Source organism: Marinobacterium sp. MBR-109 (assembly GCF_040547565.1).
Classification (GTDB): domain Bacteria; phylum Pseudomonadota; class Gammaproteobacteria; order Pseudomonadales; family Balneatricaceae; genus Marinobacterium.
On sequence record NZ_JBEPPZ010000001.1, the window covers coordinates 1 to 24,845 of the forward strand.

The window sequence follows — 24,845 nt, forward strand, 5'->3', positions numbered from 1 at the left end:
AATAAAGCGGCTCATGATGACGTTCCGGTCATAGCTCGATCTCGATAATAGGGGGATTATCTCACAGGGCTATCGAAAACCCGACAGACTGCTAGAGGAATTCGTCCAGATTGGGGAAAGTCTTCCAAACGCCCGGTCTTATCGAGAACGTTCTGAACCAGATGACCTGCAGCAACTGGATTATCCAGAGCAATGTACTCAGCGATGGCATCCAGTTCTTGAAGCGCAGGCTCCGTCCAGATTACTTCAGCCATTTACTCATTTTCTCCCTGGCCTCAGTTTGGCTGTACGTTCTTCCTTCAAGTACAGCACGCTCTCCCCGTGAGAGCCCTTCAAGCAACTCAAGGCGACGTTGCATGAACTCGTAATCCTGCACATCGACAAGGTATGCGGATGGCTGACCATGCTCGGTGATCAGTACCGGCTCTTTGGACTGGTGCAGGTCAGCCAGGATTTTCGTGGCTTGGCGCTTAAGGTTTGTAACAAGCTCAACTTTCATGGGAGCACCCTGAATCAGACTGATAGTGGCACTATAGTATCACTTTTGCGGGCGAGGAAATCACAGCTAACGCCCGCGATCACCGGTGACAGAATCGCAGCGTAGCAGAGAGCCTGGCATCCGGTGCATGGCTGATTATGTTGCGTTTGCTGGTAATTCGAGCTGCCTCTCACTCCGCCAGACGCGTATGAGCACAACCTCTCTCGGCTGCCTGAGATAGACAACTCGAAACGGCGCGTGAATCAATTCTCGAATCGTGTCCATGTTGAATTCAGGCACAACTCGGCCAGCATCGGGGTGGATTTGAAGCATTTCACAGTGCTCCAGGATAGCAGCCACGAAATCATCACCGACATGTGGCACATCCTGCTCTTTGTAATACGCCTGAATAGCCTGTAAGTCCTCAAGAGCGGACTGGGCGATGCGTAATTCCATTTACTTGATACCCAACGCTTTCCTGGCGTCATCCAACGATAGGGTGTTGCCCTCGCGAACATCCACAAGCCCCTGCGCCACCGCCTTTACAAACCGCAATTCCTCTGCGGTTCTCTCATAATCCTCGAGTCCCTGAACAACAGCTATGCCGCGACCACGACTGGTGAGCAGGATGGGGCGATGCGTATCTTGCGCTCGACCAACCACCTTTCCGGGGTTGACCTTCAGGTCTGATAGAGGAACGACATCCTCGGAAAATTTCACTTGCATAGTGATTACCTGGCCAACGATTTGGTGCTATAGATAGCACCTGTTAACAGGTGCGGTCAATAAATTTAACGACCGGCTCACGCAACCGTTTAGAGCCGTGTTGATCTTTGGCACTGTAAATAACCCGATACGTACCGAATATCAGCTCCCTGATACGGGGCGATCCTAGCTCGGGAACCATTCGTCCACTTTCAGGAAAGTCGGCTAACCGTTCTACCGCAGAGAACAAGTCCTCCACCCAGCGCACCGCAGCATCCGGGTTATCTTCTGCTATATAGCGGGCTGTATCTTCCACACGCACAAGCGCGAGCGGGGACCAAACAATCTTCATGGAGCCAGCTTGCTCAAAACCCTGTTTTTCGCGTTTTCATGCGCAATGCCATCACCGGATGCTATCTGTTCTTCCGCCTTATATAGCTCTTCCAGAATTTCAAGGCCCTCCTGCATCCTTTCGTACTCGTGAACATCCACCAATACGGCGACTCCGCGGCCCCGCTGCGTCAGCACCATAGGGCGGCGGGTTTCATGGATCTGTTTTACAAATGAGGCTACGCCTGCCCGGAATTCGGACAGGGGACGGATATCTTCATCGACACGAACTCTAGACATGGGAATCATCTCTGTACGATTTAGTGTACGTTAAAGAGTACGGCCTCTCATGAAGGCAGCCAAGGTGCCTGAGAGAACAAACATAACATAGAGCTTTGCGGCAATTTTGTAGCCGCGAAGCGGTGGAGAAATTGTCCGGCAACAGCGACTGGTTATGCATCATTCGTAGTGGCTCCAGAGACGGAGGACTTTTACCACTTTCTCGTCTTCAAGCACTTGGTATACCAGACGGTGCTGGATATTGATTCGGCGTGAATAGGCACCCGCAAGATCACCAATCAACTTCTCGAACGGGGGTGGCTTGCGGTACGGATCTTCTGCAATGAGTGCCAATAACTCTTCGGCTTTTGGTTTGAGGCCGCTGGAGGCCAGCTTCTTTGCGTCCTTCTGGGCTTGTTTGGTGTAAACCAACTTCCATGTCACCAGTTCAGCTCCTCATCGCATTCATCCACGGGAGTAACCATACCCTCACGAATAGACTCCCGCATACCGGGTACGGAGAGTAGGTAAAGTGTTTCCTGAATTGCAGACCAGTCTTCCTCGGAAACCAGGACGGCTTTATTCCGCTTACCCATGATGACGATTGGCTGGTGGGATTCGGCGGTCTCGTCAATCAACCGATAAAGGTTGCTGCGCGCCTCAGTGGCTGTGATTCCGGTCATGACGCACCTCTTGCGTGTTCAACTTTTCACCAAGTGTACGCTTTTGAGTACGTACGTCAAGACGAACGCCCGCAGTAACTGTCAAGGTATCTGTCGTCCTGTCTGATTTTTATGCAGCCATTCGCGCTGCCACAGTGATCGCTTTCCACTCTGGATTCAACGACACTAATGCCCCGGTTCCCAGTCACGGGTGTCTCACAACAGCGGAGACACCGGCGCGCATGCGATGCAAAGGCTAGATGCCATTGCGCGTTTCAATTGCCTCAATGGCCTGTTGTAACAGCGCATTAAAGGCGTCGGGCCTTTCCAGCATGGGAAAGTGGCCTGAATCCTCAATATAGAGAAGCTGATAGTCTTTAATATGCTTTTGGTTTTCTTCAAATGCGGTCGGCCATAGTCGTGCATTTATTGAGACCACAGGAACACTGACATCCTTGAAGACAGCGGCGGCATCTCCGCTGACATACTGGCCCAGGTAGTTACGAAAGGCACTCATGGCCGGCGCCTTGGGCGCTGATGACATATCTTCCATTATCCAGTTCATCAGCTGTTGATCGGTGCCTGCCGGGAACATTTGTGAAACAAAACCCTGCGTCGCCGTTCTGAAATCAGACTCAAATGGCGTTACCATCTCCTCAATGACGCTCTCTGGTGTACGCTCCCCTACGTTTTGCAGGGTATCGACCCCGACAATACCCACAACCCTCTTCGGCATGAGCCTGGCCGCCTCGGCAATCACGCCACCTCCCATTGAATGCCCGATCAGAACCGCGCGACCAATATTTTCCCTGTCCATAACGGCCTTCACATCCTGCGCGAAGGACAGCATTGAATAATCGGATCGCTCCAATGAGGAATGCCCATGCCCTGCCAGGTCGACCGTAATGACCCGATAGTCTTTCGCGAATACCGGGACCTGCTCTTGCCAGTAGCGCCCGTCACAACTCCAGCCGTGAACGAAAATCAGCGCCGTTTCGCCCTCTCCGGCCACATCATAGGCGATACGCTCGGTGTCATACGACACGGCGACATCATGTCGGAGAGCAGACGGGCTACTCGCACATCCTGCCAACAGCAGGAAGGGTATCAGTAAGACCAGCAGCTGTTTTTTCATGTTTTTTCCTGTTCATGACCATTTTTGATTTCGCGTCAGGGATACACCCTTAAACCCGGGGCGGCGCGGGAGCGCGCACTCCCGCATGCCTGAGGTCAGGCAGAGTCAGATCGCCCGAGCGACAATAAAGGGACGGTAGTCACTTTTCTTCGTGCCGTGCCGTTCGTTTTCAAGTATTTCAAACCCCGCTTCACCGATCGCTTGTACCAGCGAACCCGAGGAGCATGTGGTCACGACGCTCGGGGCCTTGCCCACGAGACGCATAACCGGGATGGCAAGGCGGATAAGAGGATTCATATCACCGACACAAGGGGTTTTGGCGATGAACAGCCCACCCGGCACAAGCATCGAATGAATTTGAGCGAGCACCACAGGCAGGCTGCCTGCCAAATGCAGGTAGTTAAACCCCAGCACCACATCATACTGTACACCCTCACGGGCCAAGGTATCAGCGGTTGCCTGGCGGAACGCCAACGTCGCATTCAAGCCGCTTTGGCGGGCTGTTTCCAGCTTAACTTGTGCAATGGCGATCATGCCCGCTGAAATGTCCGTGCCAACGTAGCTTTTCACAGAATCAGCCAGACACAGGGCTGCCGTACCGGTGCCACAGCCAAGTTCCAGCACCCGTGCCTCGGGCGGCATCAACGCACGCGTGCGCGCCAGCGTCCTCTCGAACCCCGCCTCATCATCAATTGGAGAGGCTGCATATTTTTTGGCGGCCCGGTCCCAAAACCGTGCATCGTGCTCGCTCATCTGCCTTTCTCTCGTTGTTGCTCTTAACTGACGGCCAGCGATCCCACCGTCCGCACCGGGGTAAGTCCACCTAACTATAGAAGGTGTCTACTGTTCGTGGGTAACTCGGAAGCCTAACGCCGCATTCAGCAGCTTGTCCGCTGCAATGCTTGTTATCGATATACAATCCGATACATCCCTGTCTTTTCTAAAAAATCAGTTCCTATCAGATAAGGCCTGTGATATCCAGATTTCGCGCTTTCTTCTTGGTTTGGATCAACGAGCATTATGCATTTATGGGCAGGATGTAGACCGCGCTTGAAAAGGAGATCAGCATGTGCCTCTGCAGTACAGTCTAAAATCGTACCATCTGTAAGGGTCAGCCAAACATGAGCCTTAATGTCTCCACCAATACTCGGCTTCTTCAGTTCACTTTCTATAGAATCTTTAGACATCTCACAATAAACGTAATCATTCCAATATCTATCACCTACCGTAATAAAGCTTTCAATGTTCAGGTCACTTTTAAGATGAGACATTAGCATTAAATGTACAGGCGTACATTCACCAGCTAGATCTTCTGAAGTTTGATAACCATAGTGGTATAACGCATCACCACATAGTTGAAAAATATCTTGCATAGTTGAAGATTCAATCTTTTCGCCTAGCGGTATCGGAGATTTTTCAACCTTCAATCCTAAGCTGTGCGTGTAGTCAACCGCATTTATTAATCTTTCTATATAATTCAAGTCTTACAATCCTTTATTGGTAGCCACTTAGGTCTCAGAACCCATAACGCCTCGAATAAGCCGCCGCTTGGAGCGTCAGCTCAAAGCGGTCGACTTGATGCACTGGTTATGCAGAAAAAATCTAGAACCGCTTTGCTATTGAAGCAATCTGTTTTGCGTTTTCAGCCTTTAATGTATCATCACCGCTCCTAAAATAGGTATCATCGCCAACATATGACATTTCCTTTTGAGGCGGAACGGTGATTGTGATCACTCCGAGACCAAAGAAGTCATTGTAATCTATATTGGAAAGAACAGAGTCCTTTAACGTCAAAGATAAGTCAGAATTTCGAATACCATCTTTCCAAACAGAGAAGTACTGTTCTACTGAAAGCCCAAGACTTTCAGCTTCTCTTCTTACCCCTACAACATACCTCTTACCAATCGGCTTCGGCTCTATATGGTCGAGCTTCTTAATTCTTTCTTTATCCGACTCCTTATCTGCAACTCCAATTATTATTTTTCCAGAAGATTGAGGCCCATTGTTAGCCATTGCACAAATAGTTTTAATTACTTTATTTATGACATTAAGATCTCTTTCTCTATTTTCAGAAAGGCTCAAAAGACCTTGTTTTAACTCATAATATGGATGTTCAATCTCTGACCTTCGAATAGAGGTTTGGATCTCAACAGTTGAGTGAGTTCCATATATATGTTGCGTGCCTTTAGCATCAATAAGGCAGCTCGCCAAAAGTCCCTTCACGGTGTCTATATTTTTTCTGCGCTCTTCTGGAGACCCAGCCTTTCGGCCCGACTCAATTCTTATTATCAAATTATCTAAAGAGTTTTTAGCTTTCTGATAATCTGATATTAATTTTTTATCAACTACAAATATCTCGTGCAGCGATATAAATAAGGTAGCAAAAACTGATGGGAATGCGTTAGTCGTTCTCTTGGCAAATAGCAAGTCCCTCAATTTTGTTTCTTTTCCATCATTACAAATTTTTTGCACTTCATCTATGCAAAATTTAAATTCTTCAGAAATCCTATCCACCCCATAAACATCTAAAGCATCTATTATTCTTTTATTTTCGTCACTTCCGTCGATATATATTTTATCTAGTGCATCTTTGGATCTGGTGATCAATTGCCCACCCACAATCGACGCCACAATATCCGCTATACACTGCTCATCCTCACTATCCCTTAGATCAGTTGATCTCAAAATCCCCTGCTGCACCCAAAATACTTCTTCGGCACGAACTTCATAACCATGCTTGGTCATTGGCAAATCGACGCTTACGGATGGCATCAAATTGAGTGTTAATATATCTGAGGAGTCATCCCCCCTAATTTCAGAAGCTATATGCCTAACAGCCTCAGAGAAGTCATTTTTTATGCCTGCCTGCCTTCTTTCTTGATCGCTTAGCCTATGACCGTACGTGTTAATCCTGTCAAAAACATCGTTTACTTCCTGTTCCGTTGCATTTCTCATGACAGATAATGCCAACGAGTAATCAAGTATCGTAGTAACTTGTTTTTGGTCAATAAGATCGGCAGATTCAGTTTGCTCGAAGTTGCCAGCCTCAGCGTTACTTTTGGCAGTTGGAAAATAGTCTAGATTAAAATAATCTCCTTCCAATGTAGGAAAAGATGTCTCGATAAAAGAAACTATCGCATGAAGTCGCTGAAGGCCATCTATTATTTCGTACGTGCCACTTTGATCTCGTTCCGAAATCAATATTGCAGGAATTGGATACTTTTTAAGTATTGACTCGATCAATCTCTGTTTTTCTTCTTGAGTCCACACGAGCTTTCTTTGGTACCGCCGATTGACAAACAGCTTATTATCCTTGTACCAACTGTATATTGACTGAATTGATGTCGGTTGCGAAGCAAGATCTGCCATTAATTACTCCTTTATGTCCTTATTTTCTGTTTTTTGATCGGTCGGTCTGTATAACGCCTCAATCTGCTGCCGCGTCAGCGGTCTGCTGCATGATTTGTTAGGACTTTTTATGATGTGTGTTTTCCGCTTAAATGCATAACTGAAAGCAACCCCATACAAAAACATCATGAAAGCGAAAAGCAGTGATAGCGCAGCAAATCCTTTTGCCGAAGTGCCTTCTGCCGGATTCATATAGATAAACAAAGAAATTGCCAACATCGTTCCCGTTGCAGATGATCCGAATACATAAATAGTATTTGGCATTTCACATAAAACTTCATTAACGTAAAACTCGACATATTTATTATCAAATATTCGGCCTAGCGCAGAGAACAGCCCAATAACTACCAGAATTGCTAAAAACGTCAGCCCTACTTCTGTGAGAGATCCATCGTTTATTTTTTGATTAGCAAATGCTACAAGCTTATCTTCACTGTTCAAAAAGTTCGACGTAAAAACTGCAACCATGAAAAAAACCAAGACCTGCGACATAAAAATGACAAGCTCACTGAATACGAACTTACCGATGCTCTGTTTGTACTGGTCAACCTTATCCACTCAACCTCCTTATAGAGCCTAACATCTAAGCATTTATACGTTCTGCCCCGCAGACGTATAAATGTCTGTTGAACTCAAGCGCCCATCCGGGTGGCAGTGGCTTCTGTTTATAAGGGAAAAGCTTTTCAAGGGCACGGGGTCGCCGGATGCTCGAAGCATCCCGTCCCTCGTGATGTTGGTGGTCCCTGAGCCCTCGCTGGCCATATGCGGCATCCCTTTGTCGTCCCATTGCCTCAAATCTAGCGCGGTTTTCGGCCCACGTCCACGCTGCGAACGCACTGAACCCCGGCACTGCCGAGGCAGACCGTCGCGTCCTGTCTCCCCACCCTCGCTCAGATGCCGATTATCGTCGTCGACTACGCGCCAATCGGCCTGAAATATCAGCTCCGCTACCCAATGCAGCGCAGTGGCCCCGCACAATGGACAGATCGGCCAGTGGCAGTTTCAACAACAAAACTAAAAGATCTGTCCCCTTTACCAACGGGCCTGACCCGAATGGCAGAAGAAATAAATGTTCGCTTTATCCTGTAGTGTCAACAGTGCTTACTCAACCACTCTGAAGAATCAATGTGGATACAATAACCGAAGTCATCGGAAGACATGATTTATAGTACGCGGCACCTCATCACAATGGTGTATGAGGTTTGACAGGCTACCCGTGCACCGCTTTGGAGCTGCGGAACTGCTGAACTGCAGAACGGCGAAAAATTGTGCAGCCACTGGTCATTCTTCATCAGCACCGATCTCGGACATACGCAACAACTGGCTACTGCGACGCACGGTCAGAATATCAACGCGACCTTTGGCACTGTAAATAACCCGATACGTTCCGAATATCAGCTCCCTGATACGGGGCGACCCTACCTCGGGAACCATTCGTCCACTTTCAGGAAAGTCGGCTAACCGTTCTACCGCAGAGAACAAGTCCTCCACCCAGCGCACCGCAGCATCCGGGTTATCTTCTGCTATATAGCGGGCTGTATCTTCCACACGCTCAAGCGCGAGCGGGGACCAAACAATCTTCATGGAGCAAGCCTACTCAAAACCCTGTTTTTCGCGTCTTCATGCGCGATGCCATCACCGGAGGCTATCTGTTCTTCCGCCTTATATAGCTCTTCCAGAATCTCAAGGCGCTCCTGCATTCTCTCGTACTCATGGACATCCACCAATACGGCGACTCCGCGGCCCCGCTGCGTCAGCACCATAGGGCGGCGGGTTTCATGGATCTGTTTTACAAACGAGGCTACGCCTGCCCGGAATTCGGACAGGGGACGAATATCTTCATCGACACGAACCCTTGACATGGAAACCACCTTTGTACATTTGGATGTACATAAAAGGGTACGACATCATATGAAGGCAGGCAAGCTGACTGGATAAATGACAGAAAAGATGGGGTAGGGATAAAAGGCCCCGCCGAGCGGCGAGGCCTTACACGCTTACAACTGCGTATGCAGTCCGCACTCGCGCGTTTCGAGCGCTTTGGTGGGGTCGAAGTAGTCGTGTTCGTTGGGCAGATTGTGTTCGGCCAGGTAGGCGTCCATGTCGGCTTCGGTCCAGTTGAACAGCGGCGCCACCTTGATGATGCCGTCCTTGCTGGCCGTCACGATATCCAGTGACTGGCGGAATTCGGTCTGGTCCTTGCGGATCGCGTTCAGCCACAGGTCGGGCTTGAGTTCGGCCAGGGCGCGCTGGAAGGGTTCCAGTTTCACCTGACGGGTGAACTCGTCATGCTGAGGATCGTCCACATCCGGGATGCCGCCCATCAGCACGTTGCGACGGGCTGCGCTCATCTGCGGGATGAAGGTGTGGATGTTCAGGTTCAGGTCCTTGATCAGCTTTTCCGCGAAGCGGTAGGTGGCCGAGGTGTTGTAACCGGAATCGACCCACAGCACCTCAATGTCCGGCTTGACCTGCACGGCCATGTGCAGAATCACCGACTCATACGGGCGGAAGTTGGTCGTGACCAGCGGCTTGTCGCTGTGGGCGATGGCCCAGGCGATGATCTCCTGCGGGGTTTTGCCCGCCAGTTCCGCGTTGGCGGCAGCCAGATCGATGCTCATTGGTTGTCTCCTGATTCCGGTTCAGCTCTGAGGATAGGCCGGGCGTGCCAGTGACGCACCGCCCTGGTAATGGACGCCGATTTCGTCAAACGCCTGCAACACGTCCGGGCTGTAGCGCTCGTCCGGTACCTGCAGGGCGTTGAAGCCGCAGCGTTCCAGATGCGCCAGACGGTCACGGGTCACGTCGCCAATGGCGCGGATTTCACCCTTGAAGCCGCCGCGTCGCAACAGGCGTGCGATGCTGAAGCCGCGGCCATCGGTAAAGGCCGGAAATTCCACCGCAAACAGGCTGACACGGTCCTGCAGTGCCAGTACCTGTTGCAGGTCGTCGTCACCGTTCACCTGCACACCGGTTTCACGGCCTGCCAGTGCATCGGCTTCGTCCAGCCAGCGTGCCAGCGGCAATACGACCGGACCTTCGGCGGGCAGCGCCTGATCATCCGCCAGCCACTGCCAACGGTCTTCGGTTACCGGTTTGCGATCAATGATCAGCGCCATATACAGCCTCCTTGAAGGGGTCCACACCCACACGGCGTACCAGATCGAGGAAGCTTTCCTCTTCGGATTCACGCTGTTCAATGTAGGTCAGCAAAATCTTTTCGATGGTGTTGGCCACCTCGTCGGCGGCAATCGCCTTGCCCAGTGCCTTGCCCAGCGCCGCATCCGCCTCGGACGAACCGCCCAGGGTGAACTGGTACCAGTCCTCGCCCTTCTTGTCGACGCCGAGGATACCGATGTGGCCCACATGGTGGTGCGCACAGGCGTTGATGCAGCCGGACATGTTCAGACGGATGGTGCCCACGTCATGCAGGTAGTCCACCTGTTCGAACTTCTCGTTGATCTGCTCGGCGATGTTCAGGGTATGGGCGTTGGCCAGACCGCAGAAATCAAAACCGGGGCAGACGATCATGTCGGTCAGGGTGCCGATATTGGGCCGCGCCAGGTTGTTGGCGTTGAGGATCTTCCATACCTGCAGCAGATCGCCCTGCTTCACGTCGGCCAGCACCAGGTTCTGGTGATGGGTGGCGCGAATCTCGCCAAAAGAGAAGCGGTCCGCCAGATCGGCCACGGTATCCATCTGCACGTCGGTGATATCGCCCGGCGCCTTCAGGTAGGGCTTGAGCGATACCACAACGATGCGGTAGCCCGGCACCTTGTGCTCAACGGTGTTGCGCTCGTACCAGACGCGGAAGTCATCGTTCTCGGCCAGCTGGGCGTTCAGGTCATTGTTGACCGCATCCGCCGCGTAGGCCGGCGGTGCAAACTGGGCCTTAACCCTGTCAATCTCGTCCTGCGACAGGCGCAGATCGGATTCGCGGATCTCGGCCCACTCGGCTTCGACCTGCTCGCGGAAGGCATCAATGCCCATGGCGTTTACCAAAATCTTGATGCGCGCCTTGTACTTGTTGTCACGACGACCGTTCAGGTTGTACACGCGGATGATCGCTTCCAGATAGGAGAGCAGGTCACGCCCTTCCAGGAAGGGACGGATCTGCTTGCCGATCACCGGGGTACGGCCCAGGCCGCCACCGACCAGCACTTCAAAGCCGATCTCGCCCTGCGCGTTCTTGACCAGATGCAGGCCGATGTCGTGAACCTGCGAAGCGGCACGGTCTTCGGGACCACCGGTGACGGCGATCTTGAACTTGCGCGGCAGGTAGGCGAATTCCGGGTGAAGCGTGGACCACTGACGGATGATCTCGCACCAGGGACGCGGATCTTCCAGCTCACTGGCGATGACGCCGGCGTAGGGGTCAGTGGTGGTGTTGCGAATACAGTTGCCCGAAGTCTGGATGGCGTGCATCTGCACTTCGGCCAGCTCGGCCAGAATATCCGGTACCGACTCCAGCGTAGGCCAGTTGTACTGAATATTGGTACGGGTGGTGAAGTGACCGTAGCCCTTGTCATAGGTGCGCGCGATGTGCGCCAGCTTGCGCATCTGGATCGAAGACATCAGACCATAGGGAACCGCCACACGCAGCATCGGTGCCTGACGCTGTATATAAAGGCCGTTCATCAGGCGCAATGCGCGGAACTCTTCGTCCGGCAGCTCGCCTGCAAGGTAGCGACGGGTCTGGTCGCGGTACTGCGCCACCCGTTCGTCTACCAGCTTCTGATCCACTTCGGTGTACTGGTACATGTCAGTTCAACCTTTCTACTGAGCGTCATTGAAACAGGTCGTCATGTTACCGACCTGTCTTTATAACGTAAAATACTAATTGATAATTTTGTTATAACCTTTAGTCAAATAGGCTGCATATCTCCATAAGGAATATAAAAATTCATATATATTCTTTTTTATTTTATTGGCGGTTCGACATAATGCCATCCAGTTATTAGCCCTCCGGGGATTTCGTGTCGCAACCAAGTGAAAGAGTCGAATGATGAATCTGTTGCCGGAACACCGCCTGACCCATCTCAAACAGCTCGAAGCCGAGAGCATCCACATCATCCGTGAAGTGGCTGCCGAGTTCGACAATCCGGTCATGCTCTATTCTGTCGGCAAGGACTCTTCCGTGATGCTGCATCTGGCACGCAAGGCGTTCTTCCCGGGCAAGCCGCCCTTCCCGCTGCTGCATGTGGATACCACCTGGAAGTTCAAGGAGATGATCCAGTTCCGTGACCGCATGGCGCAGGAAGCCGGTATGGACCTGATTGTGCATATCAACCCGGAAGGGGTCGAGATGGGGATCAGCCCCTTCACCCACGGCTCGTCCAAGCACACCGATATCATGAAGACACAGGGGCTGAAGCAGGCGCTGAACCAGTACAAGTTCGACGCCGCTTTCGGCGGTGCACGCCGCGACGAAGAGAAATCCCGCGCCAAGGAGCGCGTGTTCTCCTTCCGCGACAAGCACCACCGCTGGGACCCGAAGAACCAGCGCCCGGAGCTGTGGAACACCTTTAACACCCGTGTCGACAAAGGCGAGAGCATCCGCGTGTTCCCGCTGTCGAACTGGACCGAGCTGGACATCTGGCAGTACATCCATCTGGAGCAGATCCCCATCGTACCGCTCTACTTCTCCGCCGTTCGCCCGGTGGTTGAGCGCGATGGCATGCTGATCATGGTCGATGACGAGCGTCTGCCGCTGGCGGATGGCGAAGTGCCGATGATGAAGAATATCCGTTTCCGTACGCTGGGCTGTTACCCGCTGACCGGCGCCGTGGAATCCGATGCCGACACCCTGCCCGAGATCATTCAGGAGATGCTGCTGACCACCACGTCAGAGCGCCAGGGCCGCGCCATCGACCACGACAGCAGCGGCTCAATGGAACAGAAGAAGATCGAAGGGTATTTCTGAGCCGCCACCGCCATCTCGTTAACGGATATTTGAGTACAGCATTATGAGTCATCAATCTGATCTGATCGCCACCGACATCGACGCCTATCTGGACCAGCACGAAAACAAGGAGCTGCTGCGCTTTCTTACCTGCGGCAGTGTGGACGACGGCAAATCCACCCTGATCGGTCGTCTGCTGCACGACTCCAAAATGATCTATGAAGATCAGCTGGCCGCGATTCATAACGACAGCAAGAAAGTCGGCACCACTGGCGACGACATCGACCTGGCACTGCTGGTCGACGGCCTGCAGGCCGAGCGTGAACAGGGCATTACCATTGATGTGGCCTACCGCTACTTCTCCACCGCCAAGCGCAAGTTCATCATCGCCGATACCCCGGGGCACGAGCAGTACACCCGCAACATGGCGACCGGTGCGTCCACCTGTGATCTGGCGATCATCCTGATCGACGCCCGTCACGGGGTACAGGTGCAGACCCGCCGTCACAGCTTCATCGTGTCACTGCTGGGCATCAAGCACACCGTGGTGGCGATCAACAAGATGGATCTGGTGGAGTTCAGCGAAGAGCGCTTTGAGCAGATCAAGCGGGACTACCTGGACTTTGCCCAGGGCCTGGGGCTGAAAGATATTCACTTCGCGCCGATCTCGGCCCTGAAGGGCGACAACGTGGTCAACCCGTCAGAGCACATGCCCTGGTACAGCGGCGATTCGCTGATGCAGACACTGGAAAACGTGGAGATTGCCGGTGACGCCAACTTTGATGAACTGCGCTTCCCGGTGCAGTACGTCAACCGCCCCAATCTGAACTTCCGTGGCTACTGCGGTACCCTGAGTGCCGGTATCGTGCGCCCGGGTGATGCGGTGACGGTATTGCCCTCCGGCAAATCCAGCAAGGTGAAATCGATCGTAACCTTTGATGGCGAGCTGGCCGAGGCGTTTGCCCCCATGTCGGTGACGCTGACGCTGGAAGATGAAATTGATGTATCCCGTGGCGACCTGATCGTACACAGCCATCAGGTACCGGAAGCAACCAACCGCTTTGCAGCCCACCTGGTCTGGATGTCGGAACAGGAACTGATTCCGGGGCGCAACTACGAAATCAAGCTGGCCAGCACCCGTACCGCGGGACGTGTCAGCGCGATTCGTCACCGGATCGACGTCAACACGCTGGAACAGAGCCCGGCAGCGACTCTGGGTCTGAACGAGATCGCTCAGGTCGAGATCAGCCTGGAGCGCGCTGTGGTGGCCGACGACTACCGTCGTCACAAGGGCACCGGCTCGTTCATTATTGTGGACCGGCTGACCAACGCCACCGTTGCAGCGGGCATGATTCAGGCCGAAGCTGAAGATGACAGTGCGGTTGAGCTGCACGCCGAGTCCATCATCAGCACTCAGCAGCGCGCCGAGCGCTTTGGCCAGAAAGCCGCGCTGGTTCAGATCAAGGCCACTGACGCGACTCAGGGCGCAACGCTGCTGTATACGCTTGAGCAACAGCTGTTCAATCGTGGCCGTCTGCCGCTGGCGTTGACCTTCCAGAGCACTGAGCAGGTCAACGCACTCAAGGCTGCCGGTCTGTTGCTGCTGACTCAGCGTGATGACCTTGAGGCGGATCTGGTGCTGGAGACAGACTCAGATCTCACCCCGACAGCGCAGGTCAAGACGCTGTTGCAGCAAATTCAGCAGGCAGATCTGATCTGAGTCGGGGGTCGAGCGCTTGCGCTCGGCCTGCGGATCTATACCCTTAGGTTATAAATCCGGTAAAATTCAGCGGAATCTAATACGCCCTGCCCGGTTCTGCCGGCAGGGCTTGAGGCATTGACAGGGGCTATGACTGAATTTCTGCTCATCCTGATCAGCACCGTACTGGTGAATAACTTCGTACTGGTCCAGTTCCTCGGGCTGTGCCCGTTCATGGGTGTTTCCAACAAACTGGAAACCGCCATGGGCATGTCCCTGGCCACCACCTTCGTGCTGACGCTGTCGTCCGTCTGCAGCTATCTGGTTTACTCAACCCTGCTGGCCCCCTTCGGGCTGGAATACCTGCAGACCATCGCCTTTATTCTTGTGATCGCGGTAGTGGTGCAGTTCACCGAAATGGTGGTGCACAAAACCAGCCCGCTGCTATACAAGCTGCTGGGGATCTTCCTGCCGCTTATCACCACCAACTGTGCGGTTCTCGGCGTTGCCCTGCTCAATATCAAGAAGCAGAACGGCTTCCTTGAGTCGATCGCCTATGGTTTCGGTGCTGCCGTCGGTTTCTCGATGGCACTGGTACTGTTCTCTGCCATCCGCGAGCGGATCGCCGTGGCCGATGTCCCCGTCCCCTTTCGCGGTGCGGCCATCGGCATGGTCACCGCCGGTCTGATGTCGCTGGCCTTCATGGGCTTTGCCGGCCTCGTGCAGTTCTGAGGCGGAGGCAACAATGACTACCGTTATTACCGCTGTTCTTATCCTGTTTAGCCTCGCGGTCGTGTTCGGCGTGATTCTGGGTTATGCCTCAGTGCGCTTCCGTGTCGAGGGCAACCCGATCGTGGATCAGATTGATTCCCTGCTGCCACAAACACAGTGTGGCCAGTGCGGCTATCCGGGCTGCCGCCCCTACGCGGAAGCGATCGCCAATGGTGAAGCGATCAACAAGTGCCCGCCCGGTGGCCAGAGCACCATCGAAGCACTGGCTGACCTGCTCGATGTGGAAGCGGTTCCGCTGGATGCCGAGCACGGTGAAGAACAGGTCAAAAAGGTCGCCTTCATCCGCGAAGATGAATGCATCGGCTGCACCAAATGTATCCAGGCCTGCCCCGTGGACGCGATTCTGGGCGCCGCCAAGCAGATGCATACCGTCATCGTCGACGAGTGCACCGGCTGCGATCTGTGTGTTGAACCCTGCCCCGTGGACTGTATCGATATGATTCCGGTGGAAACCACCATCACCAACTGGAAATGGCCTTCGCCTACTGAATCGTCAAGCCTGAGCCTGATCGCCACCGACCGTGGGCGCGGCGTTGAACAGCAGGAGGCACACTGATGGGCAAAGTATTTGCGTTCCACGGTGGCGTTCACCCGCCGGAAAACAAGAAGCAGTCTTCCCGAACCCCGATTGCCCATGCGCCGCTGCCCAGGATGTTCTACATCCCGCTGCAGCAGCATATCGGCATTCCAGCCACCCCTGTGGTCAATGTGGGCGATCGTGTACTCAAGGGGCAGTTGATTGCCGAACCGGTGGGCCGTATCAGCGCGTCCCTGCACGCCCCTACCTCAGGCATTGTGCGCTCCATCGGGCCACACCCGGTGCCGCACGCATCAGGCCTTGAGTCTGACTGCATTACGCTGGAAGCCGATGGTCAGGATGAGTGGATCGAGCATCAAGGCCTGGAGGATTACACTCGGCTGGAGCCTTCGGCGCTGATCGAACACATCCGTCAGTGCGGTATCGCCGGCATGGGGGGCGCAGGCTTCCCCACTGATGTGAAACTGCATCTGGGTGATGACCATATCGTCAACACGCTGATCATCAACGCCGCCGAGTGTGAACCCTACATCACGGCTGATGACATGCTGATGCGCGAGCGTGCCGCCGACATTCTCAGCGGCATTCGCGTCATCAGCCACCTGCTGCGCCCCAGCCATATCATGATCGGCATTGAGGACAACAAGCCCCAGGCGATCCACGCGCTGGAGGCGGTACTCAAGGGATGCGACCTGAATATTGATATCCGCGTCGTGCCCACCAAATACCCCTCGGGCGGTGAGCGCCAGCTGATTCAGCTGCTCACCGGGCTCGAAGTACCCAGTGGGCATATTCCGGCGGATATCGGCATCGTGTGTCAGAACGTCGGCACGGCAGCGGCGATCCACCGTGCGGTACATTTCGGCGAGCCTCTGATTTCACGCATCGTCACCGTGACCGGCGATGCCGTGGCTCAGCCACAAAACTTTGAAGCCCTGATCGGCACGCCCTTTGCCGACCTGCTGGAGGCTGCCAGCCTGTATGAAGGCCGTCTGTTTCGGCTGGTGATGGGTGGGCCGATGATGGGCGTTACGGTCGCGCATGATCAGATTCCGGTGATCAAGACCACCAACTGCATCATCGCCGCCAGCGATGAAGAGATGCCCCCGGCACCACCAGAGCAGCCCTGCATCCGCTGCAACATGTGCGAGCAGGTCTGCCCCGTCACGCTGCTGCCACAGCAGTTGTACTGGTTCTCCAAAGGGCGTGAGTTCGACAAGGCACGCAACCACAACCTGTTCGATTGCATCGAATGCGGCGCCTGCGCCTATGTCTGCCCCAGCAGTATTCCGCTGGTACAGTACTATCGCTTTGCCAAGTCCGAGATCCGTAACGAAGAGACCGAACAGCGCAAGGCCGACCACGCTCGCCAGCGCTTTGAAGCCCGTCAGGCACGACTCGAACGTGAACAGGCCGAGAAGGAAGCGCGCCGCAAGGCCCGTGCCGAAGAGGCCGCACGCGCACAGCAGGCACGCAAGAATACCGAAGCGGACAAGGCACAGGCCGAACCCGGCAGCGCCGCTCCTGCAGCCAGTGCTGCACCGGACCTGAAGCAGCTGAAAACCGCTGCAGCGGTTGCCCGTACCAAACTGAAGAAGGCCCGCGATGCGCTCAAAAACGCTGAAGACAAGGGGCTTGATGGCATTGATGCACTGCGCGCCACTCTGACTGAGTTGGAACAGAAGTCGAGTGCGGCCGAGCAGGCCTTCAAGGCAGCGGAGCAGGCAGAAGCCGCTGCGGCCGCCGAAAAAGGGGTCGACCTGAAGCAACTCAAGATTGATGCTGCCATGGCCCGCGCAGCGGTGACCAAACTGGAACGCGCGCTGACAAAAACGGAAGACGAGCAGGCACGTCGAGAGATGGAAACCGAACTGGTGGAAGCCCGCAAGAAATCCGATGCCCTGAACGAGAGCCTGAGCGAGCATTCGCCAGCCTAAACCCAACTGATACTGAAGACAGGATCGCACACCGATGTCACTGATCCGACTGAGTTCACCTCATGTCTACAAGGCCAACAGCACTGCCAACGTGATGCGTCTGGTGATGCTGGCGATGCTGCCCGGCATTCTGGCCATGACCGTCTTTTTCGGCTGGGGCACTTTAATCCAGATCGTTTGGGCCGGCCTGCTGGCACTGGGGCTTGAAGCCGCGATACTCAAGCTGCGCAAGCGCCCGGTTCTCTTCCATCTAAACGATGGCAGCGCCCTTGTCACCGCCATGCTGCTGGCCGTAGCGATTCCGCCCTTCGCGCCCTGGTGGATGACGCTGGTCGGTGTATTTGTTGCCATTGTGTTGGGCAAACATCTTTACGGCGGCCTGGGCCAGAACCCGTTCAATCCCGCCATGGTGGCCTATGCTCTGCTGTTGATCTCGTTCCCAGTGGAGATGACCCGCTGGACAGCCCCCTTCGTGCTCAACGGCGAAGGCTGGCAGATTGCGCCTCTGATCGACACGTTGAAGGCCATCTTCGTGTCGGCGGATACCCTCTGGTATGACAGTTTCACCGGTGCGACACCTCTGGACGAAATCCGTCACCGCGGAGGCCTGACTACTGAAGAAACCTGGCGGCAGTCAATTGTGCTGTCACAGGGCATTGGCGCCTGGCATGCGGTCAGCGCCGCCTGGCTGATGGGCGGCATCTTCCTGCTGTACCGCAAGGTGATCACCTGGCATGCACCCATCTCCATGCTGGTTGCACTGGGCTTGTGCGCCAGCATGTTTTTCGGTTTTGACCCGGACAGCTACGCTGATCCGTTCTTCCACCTGAGTACCGGCGCCACCATGCTGGCGGCGTTCTTCATCATTACCGATCCGGTTTCAAGCGCCACCAGCAACCGGGGGCGCATCGTGTTTGGCGCCAGTATTGGTGTTCTGATTTTCATTATTCGCACCTGGGGCAATTACCCCGATGGCGTCGCGTTTGCGGTTCTGCTGATGAACCTGGCTGCACCCTTCATTGATATCTACACCCAGCCACGCAGCTATGGCCACAACAGAGCCAACAAGGGACGAGGGGACAAGGCATGAACGAGATCTTTCAGGCCATTCGCAACAACGCACTCGCCATCGGCATTTTTGCGATCGTAACCGCGGCTGTCATCGCCTTCACTCAGCTCGGCACGCGCGACAAAATCGCCCACAACAAGGCCGAGTTTCAGGCCCGTGCACTGTATGAAATTGTGCCCAAGACGGTCGATCCCGAGCTGCTGTCACACGAGATTCAGTTCCGTGCCGCGCCTGAACTGGGCTATCCTTCCGGAAGCACAGGCTGGCAGGCGATCAATTCAGGCGAAGTCGTTACCGTACTGCTGCCGGTGATTGCACCGGATGGCTACAGCGGCAACATCGAGCTCCTGGTCGGGGTGAATGCCGACAGCTCGCTCGCAGGGGTGCGCGTACTCAGCCACAAGGAGACACCCGGGCTGGGTGACAAGATCGAACTGAGCAAATCCGACTGGATTATGGCTTTTGAAGGTGCTCGCATGGCGGTTAATCGTGACGAGAACTGGGCGGTTAAAAAAGACGGTGGCAAATTTGATCAGTTCACCGGTGCCACCATCACGCCGCGTGCGGTCGTGAACGCCACCGCCCGCGCCATCGAATTTTTCCGGGCTCACCGCGCACAGCTGCTGCAACCCGTTACTGCTGACGCCGCTTCTGCGGCAGGAGTCACACAATGAGCGTCGACTACCGCAAGATTACGCTGGACGGCCTTTGGACCAACAACCCTGCGCTGGTCCAGCTGCTGGGCCTCTGCCCCCTGCTGGCCGTCACGGCTTCCGTGGTGAATGCACTGGGTCTTGGGCTGGCGAGCACACTGGTGCTGGTCAGCTCCAACCTGACCGTATCCGCCTTCCGCAAGCTGGTACCGGAAACCGTGCGCCTGCCGATTTTTGTCATGATCATCGCCTCGTTCGTGACCGCAATCGAACTGCTGATGCAGGCATTCACCTACGAACTTTACCTGATTCTGGGCATTTTCATTCCGCTGATTGTGACCAACTGCGCCATCATGGGTCGCGCCGATGCCTTTGCCAGCAAAAATCCGGTGCGTGCCTCGGTACTGGACGGCCTGATGATGGGTGTCGGCTTCACCGCCGTGTTGATCCTGCTGGGCGGCATGCGTGAGCTGCTGGGCACCGGCGCCCTGTTCAGTGACATGCACCTTCTGTTCGGCGAAGCCGCACGCAACTGGAAATGGCTGATATTCGAGGATTACCCCGGCTTCCTGTTCGCCATCCTGCCGCCGGGTGCCTTTGTTGGCCTGGGACTGCTGATTGCGCTGAAGAACATCATCGATGCGCGCCTGGAAGAACGCCGCAAGCAACAGACCCCCAAAACCTTGACGGGCAGCAAAAGGGTACGCGTTACCGGTTGATGACATTTTTTAGTCATTGTAACCCAAGCCCTTTTTCATTAACCTCGGCTGAACCTGCATCATTTTCGATCAACAGGAGCCAAGGTGGGCAAACCGCTATCCGTCGTAATCTGTGATGATTCCCGCCTCGCTCGCAAGCAGATGGAGCGAGCGCTGGTACAATGGAATGTAGACATCACACACGCCAGTCATGGTCTTGAAGCGCTTGAGGCGATCAGAGCCGGCAAGGGTGAACTGCTGTTTCTCGACCTTAACATGCCGCTGCTGGATGGCTATCAGGTACTGGAGCGCATCCGTGCCAACGACCTGCCCACCCTGACCATCGTTGTATCCGGCGATGTTCAACCGGAAGCGCGTGAGCGTGTGATTCAGCTCGGTGCGCTCGACTTTATCCGTAAACCGCTGAATACCGACCTGCTGACCCAATCCCTGCGCTCATTCGGCCTGCTCGAAGAGCTTTCCGTAAGCTCAACCAATCACAGCGACGAAGCTGAAACCCACCTTGAGGGTGCACGTCCACAGCCGCTGAACCGTACTCGCAGCCTTGGCCTCGACCCGGTATCGCAGGCATTTGAGCTGACCGAGTGCTACCAGGAGCTGGCCAACGTCGCCATGGGGCAGGCAGCCGACCGTCTTGCCCGACTGCTGAAGGTCTTTATTGAGCTGCCAATCCCGCGCGTACAGCTGGTTGAACTGTGCGAACTGGATATGGCGCTGCATCAGGCAACCGGCGACAACCCGGTGACCACCATCTGTCAGGGCTTTATCGCCCCGGGCATTGCCGGTGAGGCCCTGCTGATGTTCAGCGACTCCAGCAGCCAGGATCTGGCTCACCTGCTCGGCCATGAAGGTGAAATTACCGATCAGATCGAGCGCGAGTTGATGATGGATATTGCCAACCTGTTGATAGGCGCCTTCCTGAACGGGCTCGGCTCACAGCTGGACCTGAGTTTCGGCCAGGGCTCGCCGCTGATTCTGGGGCAGCACTGCAGTGTGCCCAACCTGCAGCAAAACAACCGCTGGACCCGAACGCTTAGCATCGATATCTGTTACCGGATCGAAGGACGTGATCTGAGCTGTGACCTGTTGCTGCTGTTTACCGAAGATTCGCTTCCGGCCATGAATGAATTAGTGAGGCACCTGTGATGACCAACCCGCCGGAACACACGCTGAGCGTGGATGAGTTCCACTGGCAGCTGGGACTCCTGCAGCATTTGGATGTGGGCCTGATCGTACTGGATGCCGATCATCGCGTGCATCTCTGGAACAATTTCATGACCAACCATTCCGGTGTACGTGATGCCATCGCCTATGGCAAACGACTGGAAGACCTGTTCGATGATTTCCCCGGTCAATGGTTTCAGCGCAAGCTGGAAAGCGTGTTCATGCTGCGCAACCGTGCCTTTATCACCTGGGAAGAGCGCCCTTACCTGTTCCGCTTCAAGCCCTATCACCCGATCACCGGGCTGGCTGAATTCATGTATCAGAATGTGACGCTGATCCCGCTGTCCTCCCCCAGCGGCAAGATCGACCACGTCGGCATCATGATCTATGACATGACCGCCGCCGCCATGAGCCAGCTGGCACTGCGTGAGGTCAACGCTGAGCTGGCGCTGCTGAGTCGCACCGACAAGCTGAGTGGCCTTGCCAACCGTGGTTACTGGGAAGAGTGCCTGCGCCAGGAATACGAACGCTTCCGCCGCACCCAGACTCCTTCCAGCTTGGTGATGATGGATGTGGACCACTTCAAGGCGATCAACGATACCTACGGCCACCAGGCCGGTGATGAGGTGATACGCGTGCTGTCTGAAACCCTGCGCCACCACGCCCGCGCCACCGATACCCCTGGCCGCTACGGCGGCGAGGAGTTCGGCATACTGTTGGTCAATACCTCTGCGACCAATGCAATGGTGTTTGCCGAGCGGGTTCGTCGCGCCATCGAGATGCTGGAGGTGAGGCATGGCCCCAACCGTATCCAGTTCACGGCCAGTCTCGGCATTGCCCAGCTGGGCAATCAGCATCAGTCTCACGAAGAGTGGATGCGCGATGCCGATACGGCACTGTATTACTCCAAGGAGAATGGCCGCAACCGTACCACCCTGGCCGAGGATCTGGAATAATCGCAGTTTTGCCCGCAACCGGACAGACTGCGATGAATGCCGACAAGCGATACCAGATTTTCAGCCGCCTGCAGGCCGAAAACCCCAACCCCGAAACCGAACTCGAATACAGCAACGCCTTTGAGCTGCTGATTGCCGTCATGCTGTCGGCACAGGCAACCGATGTCAGCGTCAACAAGGCTACCCGCAAGCTCTACCCCGTTGCCAATACGCCTGAAGCCATTCTTGCCCTCGGGGTGGATGGGGTGAAGCAATACATCAAGACCATCGGCCTGTTCAATACCAAGGCTGAAAACGTCATCAAAACCTGCCGCATCCTGATCGAAGAGCACAACAGCGAAGTCCCCCATACACGTGCCGAACTGGAGAAGCTGCCCGGTGTTGGCCGCAAGACCGCCAACGTGGTCCTCAACACGGCGTTTGGCCAACCGGCCATGGCGGTTGACACCCATATCTTTCGCGTCGCCAACCGCACTCGCATCGCGCCGGGCAAGACCGTACTGGAAGTTGAAAGGAAACTGCTGCGCCATGTGCCCAAGCCTTTTCTGGTGGATGCACACCACTGGCTGATCCTTCACGGACGTTATGTCTGCACTGCACGCAAGCCCCGTTGCGGTGCCTGCGTCATTGAGGATTTGTGTGAATACAAGCAGAAAACGGAGCCTGTCTAGGCCCTTTCGTTACCCACAATTTCTGTGGATAAAACTGTGAGTACTATTGGGAAGAATGGCTCAATCCAGCGTATTTCGAGGCCTTCAGCAAATTGGTAAGAAAAGCGTCAGTTTTCGATCAAATCCATAAAAAACAATAGCTTATATATGTCAATAGAGCGATACAGCTTTGCTGAGAGAGGTTATGCACCGACCTGAAGCAGTGCACGTCAGGCATGTGCACAAGTTCAAAAAAAAAGCGCCCTGTCAAGGCGCTTTTTTCACTTCATGTCGATTTTATGACCCGGTTCAATCTTCGGGTAACTCGATCTCGATATGTGTCTTCGGTCGGCAACAACAGGTGAGTATTTCATCGCCCTGCAGGTCTACCAAACTGTCCTGCACATACTCCACCTCACCATCCAGCAGGCGCACCTTACAACAGCCACAATAGCCACCCCGACAGTTGTAGGGGGCGGGAATTTCCTGGGTTTCGAGTGCATCCAGCAGGGAGAATTCATACTGATAGAAGAATGTGTGGTAATTGCTGACCTTAATTCGTGGAATACCTGACATGCGTCCCTCGCTTACAGGTCAAAACCGTCAAAATCGTCGCTGCCGACATCATTGTCGATCTGTCCGACCAGATAGGAGCTGATTTCCGCCTCCTGAGGCGCCACCTGCACGTTGTCGCTGACCAGCCAGCCATTCATCCAGGGCAGCGGATTCTGCCGCGACGGGAAGATTTCACTCAAGCCCAGTGCCTTCATGCGTACGTTGGTGATGTACTCGACATAGTCGCCCAGAATGCGTGCATTCAAGCCGATCATGGAGCCTTCACTGAACAGATACTCGGCCCACTCCTTCTCTTGCTGTGCCGCCTCACGGAAAATGGCGTATACCTGCTCTTCACATTCAGCCGCGATCTGCTTGAAGTCCGCATCTTCGGCCCCTGATGCCATCAGATTGAGCATGTGCTGGGTGCCAGTCAGATGCAGTGCCTCATCACGCGCAATCAGCTTGATGATCTTGGCATTGCCTTCCATCAGGGCACGCTCGGCAAAGGCAAAGGAGCAGGCAAAGCTGACGTAGAAGCGGATTGCCTCCAGCACGTTCACCGAAACCAGCGTCAGATAGAGCTTTCTCTTCAAATTGTAGAGTGAGGCATCGTAGCTGATGCCGTTGATCTGGTGTACACCGGCACCGTGCACAGAGTAGATGCTGACCAGCTGAATGAACTCGTCATACAGCCGGGTAACGGTTTCGGCCCGTTTGATGATTTCCGGATTGGTCACGATGGTGTCAAACACCTCGGACGGCTCGGTAATGATGTTGCGGATGATGTGGGTATACGAACGACTATGAATAGTCTCGCTGAACGCCCAGGTTTCAAACCAGGTTTCAAGTTCCGGCAGAGACACCACTGGCAGAAATGCCACGTTGGGCGAGCGCCCCTGAACCGAGTCCAGCAGGGTCTGGTATTTCAGGTTGCTGAGAAAGATGTGCTTCTCGTGGTCCGGCATGTCCATGAAGTCCTTGCGATCATTGGTCAGATCGACCTCTTCGGGACGCCAGAAGAAAGAGAGCTGTTTTTCGATCAGCTTTTCAAAGATCGGGTATTTCTGCTTGTCATATCGCGCCACATTGACCGGGCGACCGAAAAACATCGGTTCACGTGTGGCATCGTGGTTACTCGGACTGAAAGTGGAATATGACATCGGTGCTTTCCTGAAAGAAACAAAACCTGAGCAGGCGCTCACCGATTGTGA

Annotated in this window: 31 protein-coding genes; 11 read left to right on the forward strand and 20 right to left on the reverse strand. The window is 54.6% G+C overall.

Features of this window, described 5'->3' with window-relative positions; translation table 11 throughout:
* Positions 1-56: 56 nt before the first annotated feature.
* The 18 genes from ABIE60_RS00005 to ABIE60_RS00090 form a co-directional block, all read right to left on the reverse strand.
* Positions 57-254: a type II toxin-antitoxin system RelE/ParE family toxin gene (locus ABIE60_RS00005; RefSeq protein WP_354466741.1), complete on the reverse strand. Its 198-nt coding sequence runs from the start codon at positions 252-254 to the stop codon at positions 57-59.
* The gene (locus ABIE60_RS00010; protein ID WP_354466742.1) at positions 242-499 is read right to left on the reverse strand and encodes a type II toxin-antitoxin system Phd/YefM family antitoxin; all 258 of its coding nucleotides are present in this window, start codon (positions 497-499) and stop codon (positions 242-244) included. Before ABIE60_RS00010 ends, ABIE60_RS00005 begins: the two co-directional genes overlap by 13 nt.
* Positions 500-634: 135 nt before the next feature.
* Positions 635-934 carry a type II toxin-antitoxin system RelE/ParE family toxin gene (locus ABIE60_RS00015; protein ID WP_354466744.1) on the reverse strand — a complete coding sequence of 100 codons (300 nt, stop codon included), beginning with the start codon at positions 932-934 and terminating at the stop codon, positions 635-637.
* On the reverse strand, positions 935-1,204 hold the full coding sequence (locus ABIE60_RS00020) for a type II toxin-antitoxin system Phd/YefM family antitoxin (protein WP_354466746.1): 270 nt from the start codon (positions 1,202-1,204) through the stop codon (positions 935-937).
* 43 nt (positions 1,205-1,247) lie between these two features.
* On the reverse strand, positions 1,248-1,535 hold the full coding sequence (locus ABIE60_RS00025; RefSeq protein ID WP_354466748.1) for a type II toxin-antitoxin system RelE/ParE family toxin: 288 nt from the start codon (positions 1,533-1,535) through the stop codon (positions 1,248-1,250).
* Positions 1,532-1,813, reverse strand: coding sequence for a type II toxin-antitoxin system Phd/YefM family antitoxin (locus ABIE60_RS00030; protein ID WP_354466749.1), 282 nt, complete (start codon positions 1,811-1,813; stop codon positions 1,532-1,534). Before ABIE60_RS00030 ends, ABIE60_RS00025 begins: the two co-directional genes overlap by 4 nt.
* Positions 1,814-1,972: 159 nt before the next feature.
* The gene (locus ABIE60_RS00035; RefSeq protein WP_354412233.1) at positions 1,973-2,236 is read right to left on the reverse strand and encodes a Txe/YoeB family addiction module toxin; all 264 of its coding nucleotides are present in this window, start codon (positions 2,234-2,236) and stop codon (positions 1,973-1,975) included.
* Positions 2,233-2,475, reverse strand: a complete 243-nt coding sequence (locus tag ABIE60_RS00040) for a type II toxin-antitoxin system Phd/YefM family antitoxin (RefSeq protein ID WP_354412235.1) — start codon at positions 2,473-2,475, stop codon at positions 2,233-2,235. Before ABIE60_RS00040 ends, ABIE60_RS00035 begins: the two co-directional genes overlap by 4 nt.
* Before the next feature lie 235 nt (positions 2,476-2,710).
* The gene (locus tag ABIE60_RS00045) at positions 2,711-3,589 is read right to left on the reverse strand and encodes an alpha/beta fold hydrolase (protein ID WP_354466751.1); all 879 of its coding nucleotides are present in this window, start codon (positions 3,587-3,589) and stop codon (positions 2,711-2,713) included.
* 105 nt (positions 3,590-3,694) lie between these two features.
* A complete protein-coding gene (locus ABIE60_RS00050; protein WP_354466753.1) occupies positions 3,695-4,342 on the reverse strand; it encodes a class I SAM-dependent methyltransferase in 648 nt (215 codons plus the stop codon).
* A gap of 152 nt (positions 4,343-4,494) precedes the next feature.
* Positions 4,495-5,070, reverse strand: coding sequence for a hypothetical protein (locus ABIE60_RS00055; protein ID WP_354466755.1), 576 nt, complete (start codon positions 5,068-5,070; stop codon positions 4,495-4,497).
* Between the two features lie 121 nt (positions 5,071-5,191).
* Positions 5,192-6,958 carry a GmrSD restriction endonuclease domain-containing protein gene (locus tag ABIE60_RS00060; protein WP_354466757.1) on the reverse strand — a complete coding sequence of 589 codons (1,767 nt, stop codon included), beginning with the start codon at positions 6,956-6,958 and terminating at the stop codon, positions 5,192-5,194.
* A 3-nt stretch (positions 6,959-6,961) separates the two neighbouring features.
* Complete coding sequence (locus tag ABIE60_RS00065) at positions 6,962-7,555, reverse strand: hypothetical protein (protein WP_354466759.1); 594 nt, start codon at positions 7,553-7,555, stop codon at positions 6,962-6,964.
* 723 nt (positions 7,556-8,278) lie between these two features.
* Entirely contained in the window at positions 8,279-8,581 is a 303-nt protein-coding gene (locus ABIE60_RS00070; protein WP_354466761.1) for a type II toxin-antitoxin system RelE/ParE family toxin, read from the reverse strand.
* Positions 8,578-8,859 carry a type II toxin-antitoxin system Phd/YefM family antitoxin gene (locus tag ABIE60_RS00075; protein ID WP_354466763.1) on the reverse strand — a complete coding sequence of 94 codons (282 nt, stop codon included), beginning with the start codon at positions 8,857-8,859 and terminating at the stop codon, positions 8,578-8,580. Before ABIE60_RS00075 ends, ABIE60_RS00070 begins: the two co-directional genes overlap by 4 nt.
* 135 nt (positions 8,860-8,994) lie before the next feature.
* Positions 8,995-9,618, reverse strand: coding sequence for a phosphoadenosine phosphosulfate reductase domain-containing protein (locus ABIE60_RS00080; RefSeq protein WP_206841019.1), 624 nt, complete (start codon positions 9,616-9,618; stop codon positions 8,995-8,997).
* A gap of 21 nt (positions 9,619-9,639) precedes the next feature.
* On the reverse strand, positions 9,640-10,116 hold the full coding sequence (locus tag ABIE60_RS00085) for a DUF934 domain-containing protein (RefSeq protein WP_354466765.1): 477 nt from the start codon (positions 10,114-10,116) through the stop codon (positions 9,640-9,642).
* Positions 10,100-11,758 (reverse strand): nitrite/sulfite reductase, encoded by a 1,659-nt coding sequence (locus ABIE60_RS00090; protein ID WP_354466767.1) that lies wholly within the window; start codon positions 11,756-11,758, stop codon positions 10,100-10,102. Before ABIE60_RS00090 ends, ABIE60_RS00085 begins: the two co-directional genes overlap by 17 nt.
* A 244-nt stretch (positions 11,759-12,002) precedes the next feature.
* Between ABIE60_RS00090 and cysD the strand changes: the two genes are divergently transcribed.
* From cysD to nth, 11 genes are all read left to right on the forward strand, one after another.
* Positions 12,003-12,920 (forward strand): sulfate adenylyltransferase subunit CysD, encoded by a 918-nt coding sequence (gene cysD, locus ABIE60_RS00095; RefSeq protein WP_502914928.1) that lies wholly within the window; start codon positions 12,003-12,005, stop codon positions 12,918-12,920.
* A gap of 43 nt (positions 12,921-12,963) precedes the next feature.
* The gene (gene cysN / locus ABIE60_RS00100; RefSeq protein WP_354466769.1) at positions 12,964-14,619 is read left to right on the forward strand and encodes a sulfate adenylyltransferase subunit CysN; all 1,656 of its coding nucleotides are present in this window, start codon (positions 12,964-12,966) and stop codon (positions 14,617-14,619) included.
* Between the two features lie 129 nt (positions 14,620-14,748).
* Positions 14,749-15,330: an electron transport complex subunit RsxA gene (rsxA, locus tag ABIE60_RS00105; protein ID WP_354466771.1), complete on the forward strand. Its 582-nt coding sequence runs from the start codon at positions 14,749-14,751 to the stop codon at positions 15,328-15,330.
* Between the two features lie 13 nt (positions 15,331-15,343).
* On the forward strand, positions 15,344-15,946 hold the full coding sequence (rsxB, locus tag ABIE60_RS00110) for an electron transport complex subunit RsxB (protein WP_354466773.1): 603 nt from the start codon (positions 15,344-15,346) through the stop codon (positions 15,944-15,946).
* Entirely contained in the window at positions 15,946-17,865 is a 1,920-nt protein-coding gene (gene rsxC, locus ABIE60_RS00115; protein WP_354466775.1) for an electron transport complex subunit RsxC, read from the forward strand. The genes rsxB and rsxC overlap by 1 nt, the downstream gene beginning before the upstream one ends.
* A 34-nt stretch (positions 17,866-17,899) precedes the next feature.
* Positions 17,900-18,955: an electron transport complex subunit RsxD gene (gene rsxD, locus ABIE60_RS00120; protein WP_354466777.1), complete on the forward strand. Its 1,056-nt coding sequence runs from the start codon at positions 17,900-17,902 to the stop codon at positions 18,953-18,955.
* Positions 18,952-19,608, forward strand: coding sequence for an electron transport complex subunit RsxG (gene rsxG, locus ABIE60_RS00125; protein ID WP_354466779.1), 657 nt, complete (start codon positions 18,952-18,954; stop codon positions 19,606-19,608). Before rsxD ends, rsxG begins: the two co-directional genes overlap by 4 nt.
* Entirely contained in the window at positions 19,605-20,306 is a 702-nt protein-coding gene (locus ABIE60_RS00130) for an electron transport complex subunit E (RefSeq protein ID WP_354466781.1), read from the forward strand. The genes rsxG and ABIE60_RS00130 overlap by 4 nt, the downstream gene beginning before the upstream one ends.
* Before the next feature lie 84 nt (positions 20,307-20,390).
* A complete protein-coding gene (locus ABIE60_RS00135) occupies positions 20,391-21,452 on the forward strand; it encodes a response regulator (protein ID WP_354466783.1) in 1,062 nt (353 codons plus the stop codon).
* Positions 21,452-22,426, forward strand: coding sequence for a GGDEF domain-containing protein (locus ABIE60_RS00140; RefSeq protein ID WP_354466785.1), 975 nt, complete (start codon positions 21,452-21,454; stop codon positions 22,424-22,426). The genes ABIE60_RS00135 and ABIE60_RS00140 overlap by 1 nt, the downstream gene beginning before the upstream one ends.
* 32 nt (positions 22,427-22,458) lie before the next feature.
* The gene (nth, locus tag ABIE60_RS00145; protein ID WP_354466787.1) at positions 22,459-23,097 is read left to right on the forward strand and encodes an endonuclease III; all 639 of its coding nucleotides are present in this window, start codon (positions 22,459-22,461) and stop codon (positions 23,095-23,097) included.
* A gap of 288 nt (positions 23,098-23,385) precedes the next feature.
* Here nth and yfaE read toward each other — a convergent pair whose 3' ends face one another.
* The gene (gene yfaE / locus ABIE60_RS00150) at positions 23,386-23,652 is read right to left on the reverse strand and encodes a class I ribonucleotide reductase maintenance protein YfaE (RefSeq protein ID WP_354466789.1); all 267 of its coding nucleotides are present in this window, start codon (positions 23,650-23,652) and stop codon (positions 23,386-23,388) included.
* Between the two features lie 11 nt (positions 23,653-23,663).
* Positions 23,664-24,794 (reverse strand): class Ia ribonucleoside-diphosphate reductase subunit beta, encoded by a 1,131-nt coding sequence (gene nrdB, locus ABIE60_RS00155; protein WP_354466791.1) that lies wholly within the window; start codon positions 24,792-24,794, stop codon positions 23,664-23,666.
* Positions 24,795-24,845 lie beyond the last annotated feature (51 nt).